We start from the raw sequence: 18609 nt of genomic DNA on the forward strand, positions 1-18609 counted from the left end.
GCCATACCCACCGGCAAAGTGCTGCACAACTTGTACAAACCCGAACAGCTTTGCGCATACCCACACGCAGCTATCCTGACCTGGCTGGCGTAACCTTTGCGGATCGCAAGAACCTGAAAGATGCCTGATAAATCCGGCCATCAAGCCAAGGAGACGCGACAAGCGTAGCTGCAACCGCCACTATTGCCGCGGCAATAGTGGCGGTTGGCGCAGCCAATACGCACAATATAAAGCTATACAATTTTATTAATCTGTATAGGATTCGCACAGCACAAAGACCCGATGCAGTCGCAAAGTAGACAACGGCTCCCCGTCATTAGACAGCACCATAAAAACCCAGCCACAGGGATCACCCCATGCACGCTCAATTGACTATTGCCCAACGCCTCGGCCTGGGGTTTGGCCTGATCCTCTCCCTGATGCTGTTGATCACCCTGATCGGCGTGCAGCGGGTGAGCTTCATCGACACCACCCTGACAACCATCAGTGACGAAGCCTCGATAAAACAGCGCTACGCCATCAACTTTCGCGGCAGTGTGCATGACCGCGCCATCGCCATTCGCGACGCAGTGCTGGTCGATAACAATCAGGATCTGAGCAGCCATTTGAACAATATCGAGCGCCTGGACAGGTACTACCAGGACTCGGCCAAGCCAATGGACAGACTGTTTGCCGAGCAACACCCAACGCCGACCGAGCAGAATCTGCTGAACGGCATCAAGGATATCGAGCGCAGCACCATGGCGCTCACCGAGAAATTGATCAGCCAGCGCCAGCAAGGCGACATCGCCGGCGCCCAGGCCCTCCTGTTGCGCGAGGTGTCCCCCGCCTATGGAGAGTGGCTAAAGCGGGTAAACGCCTTCATCGACTACGAAGAGGGCAGCATCGGCAAGGACATTGACGCTGTACGCGAGGCGGCTGGCGGCTTCCAGCTGTTGATCCTGCTGGTTACCGCTGCGGCTATCGTGCTCAGCGCCTTGGTCTCGACCATGATCATTCGCAAGCTGAAAGCCACCCTCGGCGCCGAACCGCATGAAGTAGCAGACATCATCCACCGCTTGGCCCGTGGTGAACTCAATCAACGCATCGACACCAACTACCCTGACAGCGTGATGGGCGCGGTACAGGACATGGTCAGGCACCTGTCCGAGACCATCACCCAGGTGCGCGCGGCCGCCAGCGAACTGACTCGGTCAGCCAACCAGTTACTGACTACTTCGGCCAACAACAACCAGCAGCTGCGCCTGCAATCCAGCGAAGCCGAGCAGATGGCCACGGCCATCAATCAGATGGCGGCCACAGTCAACGAAGTGGCCGGTTATGCCTCAAGCGCAGCCTCCGCCACGCGCAATGCCGACGGTGAAGTGGCCACCGGCAACCGCGTGGTCGGCGAAACCACCAACGCCATCCACAACCTGGCGAAGATCCTCGAAAACGCCGCCGAAAGCGTGCAGCAGGTCTCCCTGGACAGCGAGAACATAGAGAAGATCATCGGCGTGATCACCGCCATTGCCGAGCAGACCAACCTGCTGGCCTTGAACGCCGCCATCGAAGCCGCCCGTGCCGGCGAGCACGGGCGCGGCTTTGCAGTAGTAGCCGATGAAGTACGCTCGCTGGCGAATCGCACCCAGGACTCGACCCGGGAGATACGCGGCATGATCGGCAAGTTGCAGGAAGGTGCCAGCAAGGCCGCCGAGGTGATGCGCGACAGCCGTCAGCTGGCTCAGCAGACCGTCGAACAGACCAGCCTGGCGGAGACCGCACTGAACAAGATCCGCCATGAAGTCGGCGCCATCAACGACATGAATGCGCAGATCGCCAGCGCCTCGGAAGAACAAAGCGCGGTAGCCGAAGAGGTCAACCAGAACATCAATCGGATCCACAGCGCCACCCTGGAAACCTCCGCAGGGTCCGATCAAGTGGCCTCAGCCAGCCGCGAACTGGCGACCCTGGCCAAGGATCTGACCGAGAAAGTCAGCTTCTTCAAAGTCTGATCGGCGCCTACAGCCAAGCGGCAGAGGTCGCTCGGTTGTAGCTGAGACCGGTTCGACATGCCTCAAAAATCGACCTTGCCGCGCCCCGCCTTGATTGTTCCGCGCTTGGTCTTGCCTTCCAGACGGCGCTTTTTCGAGCCGAAGGTCGGCTTGGTCGGGCGCCGGGCCTTTTCGGTCTTACCGGCATTGCGGATCAGCTCGGCCAGGCGCTCCAGGGCATCGGCGCGATTCTGCTCCTGGGTACGGTATTGCTGGGCCTTGATGATCACCACGCCCTCGGCGGTGATGCGACTGTCGCGCAGCGCCAGCAGGCGTTCCTTGTAAAACGCCGGCAAGGACGAGGCCTGACTGTCGAAACGCAGATGCATCGCGCTGGAAACCTTGTTGACGTTCTGCCCTCCGGCGCCCTGGGCGCGGATGGCGGTCAGTTCGATTTCAGCATCGGGCAGGTGGACGCTATTGGAAATTTCCAGCATGGCAAAGGTTTCGGCGGCGACTGAGGGACAAGGATATACCCTGACAAAGGCTGCCGCTTGGCCCTGACCACCACGGCATGGCGCAGCCAGGCATCGGCAGCGCTTGAGACATCAGTCCCATCGGCCGCTTGGCAGCAGCTGAGACCACACCGTACACTCCCGGCATAACGTGCATGCCTGAGCGCGGCACTCAATAATAAGAAATGGCCATGTCGGACACTCGCTGCGGCATCGCCCCTATCATTTCGGTTATTCGCCATGTCCTTTGCCCGTCCCCTGCCGATGCTATTGCTGACGACCCTGGTGCTGACCAGCCCGATCATTAGCGCAAGCGACACCTGGCAGGATGCGCCTCGGCATCCGGTAATCCTGACAGTGACCGGCGAACTCGGCTGCTGCCCAAGTGGCCAGGCGCTGTTCGACCTGGAGCGCCTGCAGGCCCTGCCGCAAGTCGAGGTCAGGACCCAGACGCCCTGGACCGATCAGCAGGACAACTACCGCGGCCCCAGGCTCAGCGTGTTGATCGACAGCCTCCAGGGACGCGGCGAATGGCTCGAGGCAACCGCCCTGAACGACTACGCCACCCGCTTCAACCTCATGGCCGCCCGGCAATACCCGGTGATCCTGGCGACCCACAAGAATGGCCAACCCATGAGCGTGCGCGACAAGGGGCCGATCTGGATCCTCTACCCCTTGAGCGATTCCCCCGAATTGCGCAAGGAAGAACATCAACAGTCGATGGTCTGGCAACTGAAAACCTTGCACCTCGGACGGTAAGCCGATGAGCCGCTTGCGCTATGCGCTCCTCGCCCTGGTCACCCTGGCCTTTGCCGTGGGCATTGGGACCTCCCTGGTCTATAACCAGCGCATGACTGAACAGGCCTCCGCCCGGATCCAGACCTCCGCCTGGTCGCTCGCCCAGCTGGAGTTCGAACACCTGCGTTTTCTCAATACCCTGCAACTGTTCAAAGCAGGTGCCAGCTCCCAGGAAAAGCTGAAGCTGGCCTACAACCTGCTATGGAGTCGTCTCGATGTATTCCTGGCTGGCGAAGAAAATCAGCTGATCCGCCAGCGTTTCAACGCCGAAGCCCTGGTCAAGCAGCTGTTTGTCCAGCTACGCAGCGATGAAGCCCTGATATTCCGCCCCGGACTAGAACCCGGGCCTGAAATCGACCAGGCCATCGAACGCTACGACACCTATCAGCCGCCGCTCAGGCAACTGATGATCAAAAATTTCACCGGGCCGGATGCTGCCCGGATCGTCGACGGCCTGCGCAGCAGCCAGAATCTGAGCCAACTCCTCCTGCTCGGCATGCTGCTCTGCGGCGGCGGACTCAGCCTGTTGCTGTACCTCGAGGCACGCAAGAATCGCTTCATGGCCCGCTTCGACACCCTGACCAACCTGCCCAACCGCAACAGTTTTCAGGCCCAACAGAACGACTCGAGCGCTTGCGCTTGCCGCGCGCTGGCGGTGATCGAGCTGAGTAATTTTCGCGCTCTGAACGAAAACATCAGTCACGAGGCCGGCGACCTGTTGCTCAGTCGCATCGGCGAGACGCTCAATCGCTTGAAGCCCAAGGACAGCTTCGTCGCCCGGATGGCCGGCGATGAGTTCGTCATGACCTTTCCCGAAGGTTTTCCCGAAGAACTGGTCATCGGCACCCTGCACAGCCTCAGCTACGCACTGACCTTCGACTTCCAAAACGACAAACACCTGTTCCAGGTGGCGACCCGGATTGGCCTGAGCTACAACCCCGGCAACAGCCTTAACCTACAGAAGCTCTACTACTTCGCGAGCCTCGCCTTGCGCGAGCTCGGCCTGAAAAAAACCAGAGGCATTGAAGTATTCAGCGAGGCGATCAGCAGCCGCTACCTGCGCAGCCAGCAACTGCTAGGCGATCTCAAGCGCGCGCTGGCTGCCCCCTCGAGCACGGGCATGAGCCTGCATTACCAGCCCATCGTCCAGCTGACTGAAGCCGATCTGGGGGTCGAGGTGTTACTGCGCTGGCAGCATCCGCAGCTCGGCTATATTCCCCCGCTGGAAGTGGTGGAGCTGGCGGAAAACCATCAACTGGGCCCAGTCCTGGGACAATGGATCCTGCGCCAGTTGAAGCAGGACCTGCTGACCCTACCGCACAACCTGCGCAGCTCGCTGTACTTCTCGATCAACATCTCCGCCTCTCAGTTCGGCCTGAACCTGCCCGATGAACTCGGCCACTGGCTTGCCGAAGCCCCTATCCAGGCCAGGCAACTGATCGTGGAAATGACCGAGTCCATTTCCATCGCCAACTTTGATGACGGCTCCCACATCCTGGGCCGGCTCAACGAACTGGGGGTCCAGGTAGCGCTCGACGACTTCGGCACCGGCTATTCATCGCTGTCCTATTTGCGCGAACTGCGCGTGCAGCGGATCAAGATCGACAAATCCTTCATTCAGGGCATCAGCCAGAATCCGCAATTGCAGAGCGTGGTCCGCAGCATCATCGAGTTGTGCCATACCTTCAGCTTCCAGGTGACCTGCGAGGGCATCGAGGATGAGCAGGATGCCCGGAAAGTACGCGAACTGGGCAGCGATCATGCCCAGGGTTACTGGTATGGCCGGCCCATGCCCCTGCTGGCCTTGATCGACTGGCATGGCGACTACCTCGAGCAGCCTGCCGCACCGGCAGCAGTCGTGCAGCTGAGCCGCTGAGGCGCCACTGCAGCCGCTTGTTGAAATCTTTGGTTTGAATTCCAGACATCCGCCTGGACGGCTCACGGTGTACCGTAATCGTTCTTCCATAGTGGATCGAACAGCGATGGACTCGATTACCCAGGCGGTGCTCGGCGCGACTATTCAGGGTGCCATGCTCGGTCGCTGGCAAGGCCGCAAGGCGCTGCTGTATGGCGCCGTCCTCGGCACCCTGCCCGATCTCGACGTGGTAATCGACTATGGCGACGCCGTGGCGCAGATGACCTATCACCGCGGCTTCAGCCATTCGCTTATTGTCCTCTTCGGCGTGGCCCTGCTGCTGACCTGGCTGATCCGCCGCTTTCGCCCGCACCCCGGCTATTCGACGCAAAGACTGTTCGCCACCCTGGCACTGGTGTTGCTGACCCACCCCCTGCTCGACAGCTTCACCAGCTACGGCACCCAACTGTTCTGGCCGCTGATGCCGACGCCCACGGCCTGGTCGAGTATTTTCATCATCGACCCGCTCTACACGGTGCCGCTGCTCACCGCCGTGCTACTGGGACTGGCCTTCGGCCTGCGCGACAAAATGGCCAAGGCGCCACTGGTCGCCCTGGCCCTGTCGACCCTTTATCTGGGCTCGACCCTGGCCGGCAAAGCCATGGCCGAGCAACGCGTCGAGGCGCAACTGGCGCGCCAGGGCATCCAGGCCGAAGCACTGTTCAGCACCCCGACCCCGCTCAACAGCCTGCTCTGGCGCGTGATCGTGCTCGATGGCGCGTATTACCACGAAGCCCTGGTCGGCTGGTTCGACCAACAGCCGCCGCGGCTCAGCCGCCTCCCCCGCGGCACTGCGCTGGCCGAGGGGCTCGCGGACTCGGCCGCGCACCAGCGCCTGGCCTGGTTCACCGATGGTGTGCTGCGCTACGACCAGATCGGCGAGCACTTGGTGGTCACCGATCTGCGCCTGGGCATGACCGGCACCCACCCCTTCCGCTTCGACTTCGCCGTTCGCCACAATGGCGCCTGGCAGCTCAATCCGCAGATCGAGCTCTGGCCAATGGAGCGGGTCGACCTGCAACGCCTGCAAGTGCTGTGGCGACGCATCTGGCAGCCGGGGCTGCAGGTGCCCCTGACGGCCTGGGCCAACGAGCTGGGCAAACCCCTGCTCAGCGCCGCCCGGCAAACCTGTGCCGAGCAACGCGACGACTGCTGACAGCGGGCAGGCGCTGGATCGCAGCAGGGCAAGATCAGGTACAGAGGTGGTGAGCATATCCAGCGCTGAGGTTCGCTCGAAACAGAACCTGGCTCGTCCGGGCGGCGACCCTTTCGCAGCGAAGCGACAACCGCCGGATCTGTGCAGTACCGGCGATCGACGCTGCACTGCCTGCGGCGATTGACACCATACGGTTCGCGGACTGCTTGAGGTATGTGGTTGTCGAACAGGCGTCCAGGCCCGATGTTGCGAGCGCTCCCGGAGTACGCCAAGCCCCTTGGTTTACCTCAAATACGGAACTGCGCGACCAGGCCCTGCAACTCGACACCCAGGCGTGCCAGTTCGGCGCTGGAGGCGGCGGTTTGCTCGCTGGCACTGGCGCTCTGCTCGCCGATATCGCGCACTCGAGTAATGCTTTCGCTGATGGTATCGGCCACCGCGCTCTGTTCTTCGGCGGCGGCGGCGATCTGCTGATTCATCTGTTCGATGGTACTCACCGCCTGAGTGATGCGGCCCAGGGCATCACCCGCCTGACCGGCCAGGGTGACGGTGCGCTGGGTCAGCTTGCGGCTGCTTTCCATCTGTTCGACTGCGCCGCCTGCCATGCGCTGCAGGCTGGCGATCAGGCCTTCGATTTCTTCCGTCGAATCGTGAGTGCGCCGCGCCAGGGCCCGCACTTCGTCGGCAACCACGGCAAAGCCGCGACCCTGATCGCCCGCCCGGGCGGCCTCGATGGCCGCATTCAGTGCCAGCAGATTGGTCTGCTCGGCGACCGCACGGATCACCTCCAATACGCCACCGATGCGGGCACTCTCCTGATTCAGTGCCTGGATCGCGGCGGCCGACTGATCGACCTCCAGCGCCAGACTGTCGATCTGCGTCACCGCCTGCTGCACCACCCGATTGCCCTGCTGCGCCTCACGGTCGGCCTCGCGGGCCGCCATGGACGCCTGCTCGGCGTTCTGTGCCACTTCCTGCACGGTGGCGGCCATTTCATGCATGGCCGTCGCAGTCTGCTCGGTTTCCATTTTCTGGTTCTGCACAGCTGCACTGGTCTGCGCGGTGATCGCCGACAGCTGCTCGGCCGCCGCGGCAATCTGACCTACGCCGCCACCAATGCGGCCGACCAGATTGCGCAGGCTGCCGGTCATGCCCTGCATGGCCGCCATGAGCTGGCCCAGTTCGTCCTTGCGCTGCAACGGCAAATCCTGGCTCAGGTCACCTTCGGCGATCCGCTGGGCAAAGGCTACGCTCTGTCGCAAGGGGCTGACAATCGACCGAGAGATCAGCAGCGCGGCGAACAAACCCAGCACCACAGCTGCGGCGCCCATGACGCCCAGCATGAGCAGCGCCTGTCGACTGTCGTCAGCCATGTATTGCTCTTCGCTTGCCTGCACCTCCTTGGTCAACGCCAATACGTTACGCGCCTGCTCGACCATCGCCACTTCGCTGGCCTGGCTCTGTGCGCGCACCTGCTGGTAGTTGGCAAAGGCCTGCTGATACACCGTCAATGCCTGCAAGGCTTGCTCGATTGCACGTTTCTGATCGTCATCCAGCCAGACCATCAAGCTACTGGCCACGCTTTGCAGGTCCGTGCTGATGTAGGTCCACTCCTCCACCGCCTTGGCCGAGCCGTCGATGATGTAGAGGCTCTCGAAACCGCGCAGCTCAAGCATGCGCTTGTTCAGACCGGAGGCCGTTTCCGCCAGGGTCAGCGGATCGCTGCCGCGGAGTTTGTCGCCTTGCAGGCGCAACTCGCGCACGGCGTCGTACATGTCCAACTCGATTACCTCGAATTGATCGCGCGCCTGCCCGGCGGCCTCGCTCATCTGCTCGCGCGCCTCGCGGGCCCTGGCCTGCTGCTGGACGAAAGCGTCGAACTGCGTCTGATAGTCCTGCATCGCCTGATCCATGGCCTGCAAGCGGGCCTTGCCCGTCTGCCCTGCAGCCTGGATCTGCTTGCTCAACAACTCGCGAGCCATGCCGAGCTGACTGCGCATCTGCGCGGCACTCTCGGGCGTCCGGTTCAGGGCAAAGTCGCGCTCGAGGCGGCTCGCCTGGAGAATCTGTGCACCGATCAAGGCCAATCGACTGGCCTGGTCATGCCCCTGCAACACCGCCTGCACCGCGACAAAACCACTGCCGGCCACGGCGACGGTAAGCAGCAACACCAGGCCAAAGCCACAGAGCAGTTTCTTGCCGACGGCAAGGTCGGTGAACAGGCGGGCGGCTGACGATGACATAGGCACAACTCCATTCTTGTTATTAGGCGCGCCAACCACGCCGGCCCTAAGGCGCGAGATCGCTAGCGGTGAGTAGATCAACGCAATCCCTGTACCAACTTGTCGATCTCCTTCACCTGGCATCGGCGCACCTTGCCGATGCCTTAGCCGCAGTAACTCACAGACGACGGCGCCCAGGCGCCGCCTGGGCTTAGGGCCGTTTGCCTGGGCAAAGGCCTATGCCCGACAGCACATTCGCAGGCCTTCCGACGATGCACGCCGGTTCAGAGAGGCGGTTTTTCGCCACTGCCGCCCATTGATGGCGGGTTATCGCCGCACCTCGGCGGCAGCGCCAACGGCCATCGTGCATCCAACAAAAAGGGCGTACGACTGGCTGCCGTACGCCCTCTAGTGGATTGGAGTCGCTCAACCGCCCTATAACCCATGGCGCAACAGCTGGGCCAAACGCGGCGCATCGTGGGTCACCACTTCAGCGCCATCGGCTCATGCTGCGTCGGGCTGCACCTCTGGAACCGCCTGCCTGAAGGCCTCGAGGGCCTCGCAGCGGGCAGCCATGGCGAGGATCCGCGGATAGCCCGCGAGGTCGCAGTTGAAACGCCGCGCGTTGTACAGCTGGGGAATCAGGCAGGCTTCCAGGTAACCCGGCCGATCGCCCAGCGACAGCCGCCCAGCAAACACCTCGAGACCCTGCTCAACCGCGGCCAGGCCGGCGTGCAGCCAGTGGCGGTACCAGGCGTCCTTGCCCGCATCGCTCACGCCCAGTTCGGCGCTCAGGTACTGCAGCACACGCAGGTTGTTCAGTGGGTGCAGGTCGCAGGCGATGTGCAGCGCCAGCGCCCTAACCTGGGCGCGTTGCGCCGGATCGGCGGGCAGCAGCGCCGGCACCGGAAAGCTCTCCTCCAGGTATTCGAGAATGGCGATGGACTGGGCGATACGCACCCCAGCATTGCCCTGGTCCACCAACAGCGGCACCAGCTCCTGCGGATTGAGCGCGCGGTACTCCGCAGAGTGCTGCTGGCCGCCCTCGCTGACCAGATGAACCGGCACCTGGCGGTAGTCCAGCCCCTTGAGGTTGAGGGCGATGCGCACCCGGTAGGCGGCGCTGGACCGCCAGTAGCCATACAGGAGCAACTCAGCGCTCATAGCGCTCCACCGCCTGGTCGATAGCGCCAAACAGGCTATGGCCGGCGGCATCGAACATCTCGATGCGCACCCGGTCGCCGAATTGGAGGAAGGGTGTGCTGGCCTCGCCCTGCTCGATGATTTCCAGCATGCGTTTCTCGGCCAGGCAGGACGAGCCAGCACTGCGGTCATAGTTCGATACCGTGCCCGAACCGATGATAGTGCCGCTGCCCAGCGGCCGGGTCTTGGCGGCATGGGCCAGCAGGGTCGGGAAGTTGAAGGTCATGTCGGTGCCGGCATCCGGTTGGCCGAACAACGCGCCGTTGATGTGCGAGACCAGCGGCCGATGCACCTTGCCGTCTTTCCAGCAATCACCCAGTTCGTCCGGGGTGATGGCCACCGGCGAGAAGCTTGAAGACGGCTTGCTCTGGTAGAAGCCGAAGCCCTTGGCCAGCTCGCCGGGAATCAGGTTGCGCAGCGACACGTCGTTGACCAGCATCAGCAACTGGATGTGCTGCGCAGCCTCGGCGGCCGTGACGCCCATCGGCACGTCGTCGGTGATCACCGCGATCTCGGCTTCCAGGTCGATACCCCAGGCCTCGTCAGCCATCTGTATCGGGGCCTGCGGCGGGATGAAGCAGTCGGCGCCACCCTGGTACATCAGCGGATCGTGCCAGAAGCTCTCCGGTATCTCGGCCCCCCGCGCCTTGCGCACCAGTTCGACGTGATTAACGTAGGCGCTACCGTCGGCCCAATGGTAGGCCCGCGGCAAGGGGCTGTGGCAGGCCGCTTGGTCGAAGGCGAATGAGCCCTGTTCCAGACCGTCATTGAGACGCTGGTAGACCGCGTCCAGCTGCGGGCGCGTGCGCGCCCAGTCGTCCAGCGCGGCCTGCAGGGTGGCGGCGATGGCCGGGACTTTTACCGCATGGGTCAGGTCGCGGGAGACCACGACCAGCAGACCGTCACGGCCTTGCTTCAGTGATGCGAGTTTCATGCTCAAACCTCGTAGGGTGCGCCGTGCGCACCACAGATATCTGTCAGGTTGGTGCGCGCGGCCTAAGCGGCCCCGCGCGCCCTATTTCAAGCCAGGCGCACGCCAGGAGTTGACGTATTCGGGCACATCGACCTGCGCGGCGGCCGGGTCTATCTCCAGGGCGCGGCGGGTGTCGATCATCACCGCCACCTCGTCGACGAAGGTGGCCGGCGCCTCCTGGCTCTTCTTCAGCGCCTTGGGATGCGGGCCGTGAGGGAAGCCGCATGGGTGCAGGGTGACCATCCCGGCCTCGATATTGTCGCGGCTGAAGAAGTTGCCGCGGTGGTAGAACAGCACTTCGTCGTAATCGTCGTTGTTGTGATAGAAGGGCACTTTCAATGCCCCCGGATCGCTCTCCACCGGCCGCGGGGTGAAGGTGCAGATGACAAAACCATTGGCGACGAAGGTGGTGTGCGCCGACGGCGGCAGGTGGTAGCGATGGCTCATCAGCGGACGAATATCGCGCCAGTTGAGACGCACCACGGTGTTGTCGCCATGCCAGCCGACCACGTCCAGTGGGTTGTAGGGGTAAGTCACGGTGCTGACCTGGTTGCGCCGCTTGATCCGCAGCTGCCAGGTGTTCTCATCCTGTTGCGCCTTGAAGGCATCGTCCAGTTTCGGATGCTCGAGCACCGCCGGATCGAAGATCGCCTGGGGGCCGAGCAGCCCCTTGTCCGGCAGCTGGTAAGCGCCATCGCTGCTCTCAATCAGCAACATGAAGGTCGGCGTGCTGGTCTCGATGCGCCAGGCGGTGCCGCGCGGGATCACCAGGTAATCGCCGTCGCGGTACTCCAGATGACCGAAGTCGCAATAAAAGTGCCCTGCGCCCTCATGGATGAACAACAGGTCGTCGCCATCGGCATTGCGCACCAAGTGGCGCATGGCGCCATGGGTCTTCCACAGGCGCAACTTCATATCGGCGTTGTGCAGGGTCAGCGGCGCCTCCAGCGGGCAGTCGCGCTCGCTGGCGATGTCGTTGAAGTTGAAGGCGTGCGGCCGCAACGGCCCCTGCCAGTCGATCCAGGCAGTCGGTGGATGCTTGTGGTGCAGGTGCGCGGTCGGGCCGAAGAAGCCCTCGCGACCCATCTCGCGCTCGTAGGTGCCCGCGGGGAAATCGCAGTGTGCCTGGTGCGAGCACTCGCCTTCACGTAGGGGGAAGCTGATCCATTTACGGCTCATGGCCGGTGTCTCCTCAGTTCGGCGTTTTTCGTAGGCTGGGTTAGGCGCGTCCTGCGCTGGCCAGCTCATGGCGGACTCATGCGCGCCCTAACCCACCTTACGGTTTGCGGATCAATCGGCCTTGAGCACGCCGCGCTTGATCTGGTCTTCCTCGATGGACTCGAACAGCGCCTTGAAGTTGCCCTCGCCGAAGCCCTGGTTGCCCTTGCGCTGGATGATCTCGAAGAAGATCGGGCCGATCACCGTATTGGTGAAAATCTGCAACAGGATGCCGTCATCTCCCGGCGCGCCATCGATCAGGATGTTCAACTCGCGCAGCAGCTCGGTCGGCTCGCCATGCCCAGCCACGCGGGTGTCCACCTTGTCATAATAGGTGCCCGGGGTTTTCATGAAGTCCACGCCGCTGGCGCGCAGCTGGCGCACGGTGGCGTAGATGTCATCGGTGCTCAGGGCAATGTGCTGAATGCCTTCGCCGTGATACTCGCGGATGAATTCCTCGATCTGCGACTTGTCGTCGGACGACTCGTTGATCGGGATGCGAATCTTGCCGCAAGGCGAGGTCATGGCCCGCGAAACCAGACCCGTCAGCTTGCCTTCGATATCGAAGTAGCGGATCTCGCGGAAGTTGGCAATCCGCTCGTAGAAACCCGACCAGACATCCATCTGCCCACGCTTGACGTTGTGGGTCAGGTGATCCAGTTCTTTCAGGCCGACCGAGTTGTCGTTCGGCGTACGGCCTTCTATGTACTCGAAATCGACGTCATAGATGCTCTTGTCGCCATAACGGTCGACCAGGTACAGCAAGGAACCGCCGATGCCTTCGACGCAGGGAATATTCAACTCGCCGAAGTTGGCATGACTGCCGACCAGCGTGGCACCTTGCGACTCGACATAGGCCGCCGCCTGCGCCGCGTTCTGTACGCGAAAAGCCATGGCGCAGGCACTTGGCCCGTGCTTGAGGCCGAACTCGCGGACATGCCCGGTGGGGCTGCCATTGAGCACGAAATTGATGTCGTTCTGCTGGAACAACCAGACTTCCTTGGAACGGTGCTTGGCGGTTTCGGTAAAGCCCATGGCGGTGAACAGTTCACGCAATTGCTGAATGCCTTCGGGGGTCGGCGCGGTGTACTCGACAAATTCGAAGCCGTCGGTACCGATGGGATTGTGCTGTTCGATCTTGTTCACGGCGGTCATTACGCCTCCTCGTTGTTGTTGTGGATCCAGCGCCCTCGCACACACACAGGACGATGCGGATAACTCCATGACAACCGAGGCAAGCGCCCCCCACAAGATGGCCCAGGCGCCGTGCAGTGGCACTTTGGATGCCCGCTGGCAATAAAACCTTACAACCTGATAAACGCCAGCCAAAGCGTCCAGTACCCGGTAGAAATTCGGCCAACTCGTAACGATTTATTTACAAAGCGGCGCATTTAACTGCCAATCAAGCACGGATTCTGCCGATTGCTGCGGCATACACTGGCAACCAACTCGGTCAGGCACAACTGTACATGCCCTGCGCAAAAATAATTGAACGCTTGCCACTGAACAGTGGCCCACCCCAGCAACTGCTGACTATTCAGGGCCGGCTACAGCTAAAAAAGCGAAGCGTCAGCCACACTCGATTAGTGGCACAATGCCACTCAAGAGCCTGCCACTTCGAGCTGCACAACCTCGCGACGGAAAAGCCATGAGCAATGAACCAGAAGAAAGTAGCGGCGAACCCATCAGCGCAGAACAACGCCTGGAACTCCTGGAGAAAGGCCGCCGACTCGACCGCATCCTGCTCTTCATCCTTGCCGCGGTGCTGGCGATGACGCTCGCCAGCTGGCTGACCATAGGCTTGCTCAGCCCGTCCGGCGAGCAGGACGCAAGTCCCGGCGCCGAGCAACTCCAGCGCTTGCAAGAACAGACAGCGGCATTGCACACACAGGTCGCAGAGCTCGAACAGAGACTGAGCCAGCAGGGCGATCAGCTGAGCACCCTGCAAAGCAGCAAGCCTGCGGTGACGCTGACCAACGGCGACAACCGAGCCGTGCTGCAGCAAGTGGCACAAACCCTGATCGGCCAGGAGCAGAGCTTCCAGAAGAGTCTTGCCGCCTTGAAAAACGGCATGCGCGACCTCGCCGGCATGATCGCCGGCTCACGCAGCTGGCTCAGCGACTACCAGGAGGCACTGGACAAGCAACTGGCTGAAAGCCAGCTGCGGGAAAAGGACTTACAGCAATGGACCGCCGGCAAGAGCGCGGCAGACCCGCCCAAGATCGAGACACGCGTTAAGAACGTTCCCTGACACCTAAACCTTTCCACACGCGCCGAGCCCTATTAGAAGCCGGCGCTGCAGCGGCTTACTGGGCGCTACCGGCAAGGGGTGTGCCGATACCCGCCAATGTACCCAGACACCGCGCAGTGTTTTGCACCGTTGAGCTTCTCCCGTACACTCGCCCGATTGAACTTTGCAGGGAGAGCAACCATGCGGCGAACGATGCGTTGGGCAGGTCTTGCCCTGGGGCTACTCTGGATGAGTACCCCCCAGGCAGGTACGCTGGGAAACGACCCTCTTCTCGGCAACCTTGACGCAGCGCCTTCCGCTGATCGCACCGCGCGCGGCGTTCTGCGAGCCCGTAACCAGGCCACGCTGTCTAGCGAACTGGCCGGCCGTATCACCGAGATGCCCTATAGCGATGGGCAGGACTTCAAGAAGGACGCGGTGCTGGTACGCTTCGACTGCAGTGCCTACCAGGCCCAGTTGAACGCCGCGCAGGCAGGCCTGCGTGCCGCCCGCGAAGAACTGGCACACAACAAGCAGCTGGCCTCCTTGAATTCCGTCGGACGCTTTCAGGTCGCCCTGGCCGAGGCCCGCCAAGCCGAAGCCCAGGCCCAAGCCCAGGTCTACCGGGTACAGGTCAATCGCTGCACAGTGATTGCCCCCTTCGATGGCCGCGTGGTCGCACGCCGTGTGCAACCATTCGAGAGCGTTGCCGGCGGGACTGCGCTGCTGGAAATAGTCGATAACCGCACGTTGGAAGTTCACTTGCTGGTGCCGTCAAGTTGGCTAGGCTCGCTCCAGCCAGGTGGACTTTTCGAGTTCATTCCGGACGAAACCGGCCAACCCTTGCAAGTGGAAATCAAACGCCTGGGTGCTCGAATAGACGAAGGCAGCCAGACCCTACTGCTGATCGGTGCACTGCCCCAGGACGCCCCTGGTCTATTGGCCGGCATGAGCGGCAGCGCACGCTTCCTGGAAGCGCCATGACGGCTCAAGTGCCAGGTCCTGCCGAACGCGTGTTCGCCCAACTGCTCGCACTGCAAAACCAGGCGCGGGCGGCGACGGATATCGACAACCTGGCCTATGTGCTGGTCAACGACGCTCAACCACTGTTTGACTACCGCCACGCCGCCCTGCTGATTGCCGGCAAGGTCAGGGCGGTCACCGGCATCAGCGTGGTCGAGCCCCACGCGCCCTTCGTCGCGTTCGTCGAAAGCGCGGCGAACCAGTTGCTGGCACAAAGCCTGTCAGACAAACCCCATGTCGTGAATGCCGCCCTGCTGAAAGAGCAAACACTTACCGATTGGCAGAGTCTGTCTGCCGGCTCCGCTCTATGGATACCGCTGCTTGATCGCCAAAAGGTGCTTTTCGGCGGTTTGTGGATTGCTCGCGAGCAGCCCTGGAGCGAACCCGAGCTGGCGCTGCTGACGCAATTGGGCGACTGCTACAGCCACGCCTGGCTGGCGCTGCAACCGCGCAAACCCTGGCGCCTGCGCTGGCCACGCAAGAAAATCCTTGCCGTTGCGGCTGTTGTCGCGCTGCTGCTGATGGTGCCGGTGCGCCAATCAGTGTTGGCGCCAGCCGAAGTGGTGCCGCTAAACGGCCGAGTGGTGGCTGCGCCGCTGGACGGGGTGATCGCCGAGTTTCTGGTCAAGCCCAATCAGACGGTCAATAGCGGCGATCTGCTGCTGCGCTTCGACGCGACCTCGCTCAAGGCACAGGCAGACGTCGCCGAACGCAGCCTGGATGTAGCTGAGGCTGAACTGAGGAGTAACTCCCAACGCGCCTTCGCCGATGCAGAAGCCAAGACACGACTGGATCTGTTAGCGGCACGGGTCGAGCAGAAGCGTGCCGAACGTGATTACGCGCTAAATCTGTTGGCGCGCAGCGAAGTACGCGCCGAACGCAATGGTATCGCGGTATTCGCCGACGCCGAACGTTGGACCGGCAAGCCGGTGCAAACCGGTGAGCGACTTATGGCGATAGCTGATCCTCACCAGGCCGAGTTACGTATCGAGCTAGCTGTGGGTGATGCCATCGAACTGAACGCTGGAGACGAGGTGGCGCTGTTCCTCGACAGTGATCCGCTTAACCGTCAAGCCGCCCGCCTCGAACGTCTAGCCTATGAGGCACAAACCAGTGCAGCGGGGCAACTGGCCTACCGCCTGGACGCCCGATTCACCGCGACACCTCCGCGCATTGGCCTACGCGGTACCGCGAAACTCTTCGGGCAGCGCGTGCCGTTGGCCCTATACCTGCTGCGCCGGCCACTAGCCGCGTTGCGCCAGAGTGTGGGCCTATAGATGCGTCTACCGGCACTACGCAATGACTTGCAGCTAACATCCGCCGCGACGGCGCTAGATGGCTCGCCACAATGGACATTGGCCGACCCGCTACGTGGACGCTACTTCAAGCTCGGCGCTGCCGCACTGCGGTTACTACGAAACTGGCCACTGGGTGATGGGCAGCGAGTGCTGGGTGCCGCCAATGCGGAGCCGGGTGCTCCGCTGGGCGATGCGGACCTCCAGGAGTTGCTAGATTTTCTCCGCCGCCACGACCTGATCGCCGCAGCAGATGCCGAGCAGCGCGACAGCTATGCCAGAAAAGCCGCCGCCCAGCAGCGCAGCCTGTGGATGCGCGTGTTGCACCAGTACCTGTTCTTCCGTATTCCGCTGTGGCGTCCGGACGCTTTTCTCGATCGCACCTGGCCCTGGCTCGAGCGCCACGGCCCTCTTTTGCTGCGCACCGTGCTGCCGCTGGTCCTTGGGCTCGGGCTGTTTCTGGTAGCCCGCGACTGGCAGCGCTTCCTTGGAACCTTCCCGCACCTGTTCAGCCTCGGCGGAGCCCTGACCTTCGGCATTGCCCTGGTTTTCGCCAAACTCTGCCACGAATTCGGCCACGCCTACATGGCCAAGCGGGCGGGCTGCCGGGTGCAAAGCATGGGGCTGGCATTTATGGTGCTGTTCCCTTTGTTTTACACCGACGTCAGCGATGCCTGGCGGGTGAATGACCGACGCTCCCGCCTGCTGATTGGCGCCGGCGGCATGCTGGCCGAGCTGCTGCTGGCGGCCATTGCCCTGCTAGCCTGGTCGCTGCTGCCGGACGGTCCCTGGCGCACGGCTGCCTTCATGCTCGCCAGCGCTACCTGGCTGACCACTCTGGTGGTCAATCTCAACCCCTTCCTGCGTTTCGACGGCTACTTCCTGCTCAGCGACCTGTGGCGGGTGGAAAACCTCCAGGAGCGCGCTTTCGCCCTATGCCGCTGGCGCCTTCGCGAGGCCCTGTTCGGCTACGGCGAACCGATGCCTGCGCCCTGCCCCCCTCCCCTCTCCCGACGACTACTGATTTGGGGCTACAGCGCTTGGCTATGGCGGGCGGCGCTGTTTTTTGCCATCGCGCTGATCGTCTACCACCTCTTTTTCAAGCTGCTCGGCAGTTTCCTGATGCTGGTGGAGCTGGCCTGGTTCATTGGCCTGCCCGTCTGGCGTGAAATGCGCGAGTGGTGGCAGCGGCGCGATCAGATGCATACCCGCAAGCAACTGCGCAACTTGCTGGCACTGGTGATAGCTCTGGGAGTTTTAGCGCTACCTTGGCAGAGCCAGGTGACCGTACCTGCACTGCTCGAAGCCAGCCCCAACAGCACCCTCCATGTGCCCTTGCCATCACGTCTGCTGCGCTTGAACGTAAGCGAGGGGCAACGGGTGCAAGCGGGTGACTTGCTACTGGAACTGGAGTCGCCCGACTTGGAGGCGCGCCAGGGGATCGCTGCTCAGGAGATTCGCATATTGCAGTTACAACTACGTCGCCAGGCCGGGCGTAGCGAAACCGTGGCCGATGTGGCTGTGCTCGAACAGCGGTTGGCCGAAGCCCTGGCACAATACCGCGGCTTGGCCGCGCAGCGGGCACGCCTGCAAGTGCGTGCGCCCCATTCGGGTGTGGTGCGCGACCTGCTGACGGATCTGACACCGGGACGTTGGTTATCCTCGCAATGGGTATTGGTGCGTGTGCTGGGCGACGAGGTGCGCTTGCGCGGTTATCTGGAGGAAGCGCTGCTGTGGCGAGTTGAGCCGGGCGCCGAAGGACGGTTTATTGCCGATAACCCGCTACGTTCCACGTTGCAGGTACGTCTGGAAGAAGTCGATACCACCAGCAGCGACTATCTAGATATCGAAGTCCTGGCCTCAGATCGCGATGGCCCTATTGCTGTGCGCCGCAATGACAGGGGCGCGCAGCCGGTGCAGGGGCAATATGCGGTACGCCTGCAGGTGCTGGACGATCAGGCGGCACCGTCGCAGACTCAGCGAGGCACCGTGCAGTTGACTGGCCGATCTGAGTCTTATCTCGGCGCGGCCTGGCGCCGCTTGGCCGCGTTGGGCGTGCGCGAAAGCGGGTTTTAGCCGGCCTGGTGT

The 18609-nt window shown here is 62.4% G+C and carries 14 protein-coding genes and 2 pseudogenes; 9 read left to right on the plus strand and 7 right to left on the minus strand.

The window, feature by feature from the left end:
* Window positions 1–356: 356 nt before the first annotated feature.
* Together LJY18_RS22745 and LJY18_RS22750 are read left to right on the plus strand one after the other, a co-directional pair.
* A pseudogene (locus LJY18_RS22745) lies at window positions 357–866 on the plus strand (MCP four helix bundle domain-containing protein); the annotation flags it as partial.
* A gap of 423 nt (window positions 867–1289) precedes the next feature.
* Window positions 1290–1994, plus strand: coding sequence for a methyl-accepting chemotaxis protein (locus LJY18_RS22750; RefSeq protein WP_372867001.1), 705 nt, complete (start codon window positions 1290–1292; stop codon window positions 1992–1994).
* A gap of 62 nt (window positions 1995–2056) precedes the next feature.
* Here LJY18_RS22750 and arfB read toward each other — a convergent pair whose 3' ends face one another.
* Window positions 2057–2470 carry an alternative ribosome rescue aminoacyl-tRNA hydrolase ArfB gene (gene arfB, locus LJY18_RS15870; RefSeq protein WP_238042772.1) on the minus strand — a complete coding sequence of 138 codons (414 nt, stop codon included), beginning with the start codon at window positions 2468–2470 and terminating at the stop codon, window positions 2057–2059.
* A 258-nt stretch (window positions 2471–2728) separates the two neighbouring features.
* On the opposite strand from arfB, the gene LJY18_RS15875 reads away from it, so the two are divergent.
* From LJY18_RS15875 to LJY18_RS15885, 3 genes are all read left to right on the plus strand, one after another.
* On the plus strand, window positions 2729–3247 hold the full coding sequence (locus tag LJY18_RS15875) for a hypothetical protein (protein WP_238042773.1): 519 nt from the start codon (window positions 2729–2731) through the stop codon (window positions 3245–3247).
* A 4-nt stretch (window positions 3248–3251) separates the two neighbouring features.
* Window positions 3252–5162, plus strand: a complete 1911-nt coding sequence (locus LJY18_RS15880) for a putative bifunctional diguanylate cyclase/phosphodiesterase (protein ID WP_238042774.1) — start codon at window positions 3252–3254, stop codon at window positions 5160–5162.
* Window positions 5163–5268: 106 nt separating this feature from the next.
* Window positions 5269–6357, plus strand: coding sequence for a metal-dependent hydrolase (locus tag LJY18_RS15885; RefSeq protein ID WP_238042775.1), 1089 nt, complete (start codon window positions 5269–5271; stop codon window positions 6355–6357).
* A gap of 287 nt (window positions 6358–6644) precedes the next feature.
* Here the strand turns inward: LJY18_RS15885 and LJY18_RS22755 are convergent, their stop codons facing one another.
* The 6 genes and pseudogenes from LJY18_RS22755 to hppD all read right to left on the minus strand — a co-directional run bounded on the left by LJY18_RS22755 (window position 6645) and on the right by hppD (window position 13128).
* Entirely contained in the window at window positions 6645–7526 is an 882-nt protein-coding gene (locus LJY18_RS22755) for a methyl-accepting chemotaxis protein (RefSeq protein WP_442964499.1), read from the minus strand.
* Window positions 7503–8723 (minus strand): annotated as a pseudogene (locus LJY18_RS22760) (HAMP domain-containing protein); the annotation flags it as partial. The pseudogene LJY18_RS22760 and the gene LJY18_RS22755, both read right to left, overlap by 24 nt.
* Before the next feature lie 360 nt (window positions 8724–9083).
* Window positions 9084–9743 (minus strand): maleylacetoacetate isomerase, encoded by a 660-nt coding sequence (gene maiA, locus LJY18_RS15895; protein ID WP_238042777.1) that lies wholly within the window; start codon window positions 9741–9743, stop codon window positions 9084–9086.
* Window positions 9733–10716 carry a fumarylacetoacetate hydrolase family protein gene (locus LJY18_RS15900; RefSeq protein WP_238042778.1) on the minus strand — a complete coding sequence of 328 codons (984 nt, stop codon included), beginning with the start codon at window positions 10714–10716 and terminating at the stop codon, window positions 9733–9735. Before LJY18_RS15900 ends, maiA begins: the two co-directional genes overlap by 11 nt.
* Before the next feature lie 81 nt (window positions 10717–10797).
* Window positions 10798–11934: a homogentisate 1,2-dioxygenase gene (locus LJY18_RS15905; RefSeq protein WP_238042779.1), complete on the minus strand. Its 1137-nt coding sequence runs from the start codon at window positions 11932–11934 to the stop codon at window positions 10798–10800.
* 111 nt (window positions 11935–12045) lie between these two features.
* Entirely contained in the window at window positions 12046–13128 is a 1083-nt protein-coding gene (gene hppD, locus LJY18_RS15910) for a 4-hydroxyphenylpyruvate dioxygenase (protein WP_238042780.1), read from the minus strand.
* 493 nt (window positions 13129–13621) lie between these two features.
* On the opposite strand from hppD, the gene LJY18_RS15915 reads away from it, so the two are divergent.
* The 4 genes from LJY18_RS15915 (at window position 13622) to LJY18_RS15930 (ending at window position 18597) form a co-directional block, all read left to right on the plus strand.
* A complete protein-coding gene (locus LJY18_RS15915) occupies window positions 13622–14224 on the plus strand; it encodes a hypothetical protein (RefSeq protein WP_238042781.1) in 603 nt (200 codons plus the stop codon).
* A 228-nt stretch (window positions 14225–14452) separates the two neighbouring features.
* A complete protein-coding gene (locus tag LJY18_RS15920) occupies window positions 14453–15187 on the plus strand; it encodes an efflux RND transporter periplasmic adaptor subunit (protein WP_238042782.1) in 735 nt (244 codons plus the stop codon).
* Entirely contained in the window at window positions 15184–16503 is a 1320-nt protein-coding gene (locus tag LJY18_RS15925) for an efflux RND transporter periplasmic adaptor subunit (RefSeq protein ID WP_238042783.1), read from the plus strand. Before LJY18_RS15920 ends, LJY18_RS15925 begins: the two co-directional genes overlap by 4 nt.
* Window positions 16504–18597 (plus strand): HlyD family efflux transporter periplasmic adaptor subunit, encoded by a 2094-nt coding sequence (locus LJY18_RS15930; protein ID WP_238042784.1) that lies wholly within the window; start codon window positions 16504–16506, stop codon window positions 18595–18597.
* Window positions 18598–18609 lie beyond the last annotated feature (12 nt).

This window comes from Pseudomonas sp. MMS21 TM103 (genome assembly GCF_022132145.1).
Classification (GTDB): domain Bacteria; phylum Pseudomonadota; class Gammaproteobacteria; order Pseudomonadales; family Pseudomonadaceae; genus Aquipseudomonas.

Excerpts from the sequence above, each read along its gene's own strand:
- LJY18_RS22750 (WP_372867001.1), top strand. The coding sequence starts at position 1,290 with ATGGCGGCCACAGTCAACGAAGTGGCCGGTTATGCCTCAAGCGCAGCC.
- arfB (WP_238042772.1), bottom strand. The coding sequence starts at position 2,470 with ATGCTGGAAATTTCCAATAGCGTCCACCTGCCCGATGCTGAAATCGAA.
- LJY18_RS15875 (WP_238042773.1), top strand. The coding sequence starts at position 2,729 with ATGTCCTTTGCCCGTCCCCTGCCGATGCTATTGCTGACGACCCTGGTG.
- LJY18_RS15880 (WP_238042774.1), top strand. The coding sequence starts at position 3,252 with ATGAGCCGCTTGCGCTATGCGCTCCTCGCCCTGGTCACCCTGGCCTTT.
- LJY18_RS15885 (WP_238042775.1), top strand. The coding sequence starts at position 5,269 with ATGGACTCGATTACCCAGGCGGTGCTCGGCGCGACTATTCAGGGTGCC.
- LJY18_RS22755 (WP_442964499.1), bottom strand. The coding sequence starts at position 7,526 with ATGGCGGCCATGCAGGGCATGACCGGCAGCCTGCGCAATCTGGTCGGC.
- maiA (WP_238042777.1), bottom strand. The coding sequence starts at position 9,743 with ATGAGCGCTGAGTTGCTCCTGTATGGCTACTGGCGGTCCAGCGCCGCC.
- LJY18_RS15900 (WP_238042778.1), bottom strand. The coding sequence starts at position 10,716 with ATGAAACTCGCATCACTGAAGCAAGGCCGTGACGGTCTGCTGGTCGTG.
- LJY18_RS15905 (WP_238042779.1), bottom strand. The coding sequence starts at position 11,934 with ATGAGCCGTAAATGGATCAGCTTCCCCCTACGTGAAGGCGAGTGCTCG.
- hppD (WP_238042780.1), bottom strand. The coding sequence starts at position 13,128 with ATGACCGCCGTGAACAAGATCGAACAGCACAATCCCATCGGTACCGAC.
- LJY18_RS15915 (WP_238042781.1), top strand. The coding sequence starts at position 13,622 with ATGAGCAATGAACCAGAAGAAAGTAGCGGCGAACCCATCAGCGCAGAA.
- LJY18_RS15920 (WP_238042782.1), top strand. The coding sequence starts at position 14,453 with ATGAGTACCCCCCAGGCAGGTACGCTGGGAAACGACCCTCTTCTCGGC.
- LJY18_RS15925 (WP_238042783.1), top strand. The coding sequence starts at position 15,184 with ATGACGGCTCAAGTGCCAGGTCCTGCCGAACGCGTGTTCGCCCAACTG.
- LJY18_RS15930 (WP_238042784.1), top strand. The coding sequence starts at position 16,504 with ATGCGTCTACCGGCACTACGCAATGACTTGCAGCTAACATCCGCCGCG.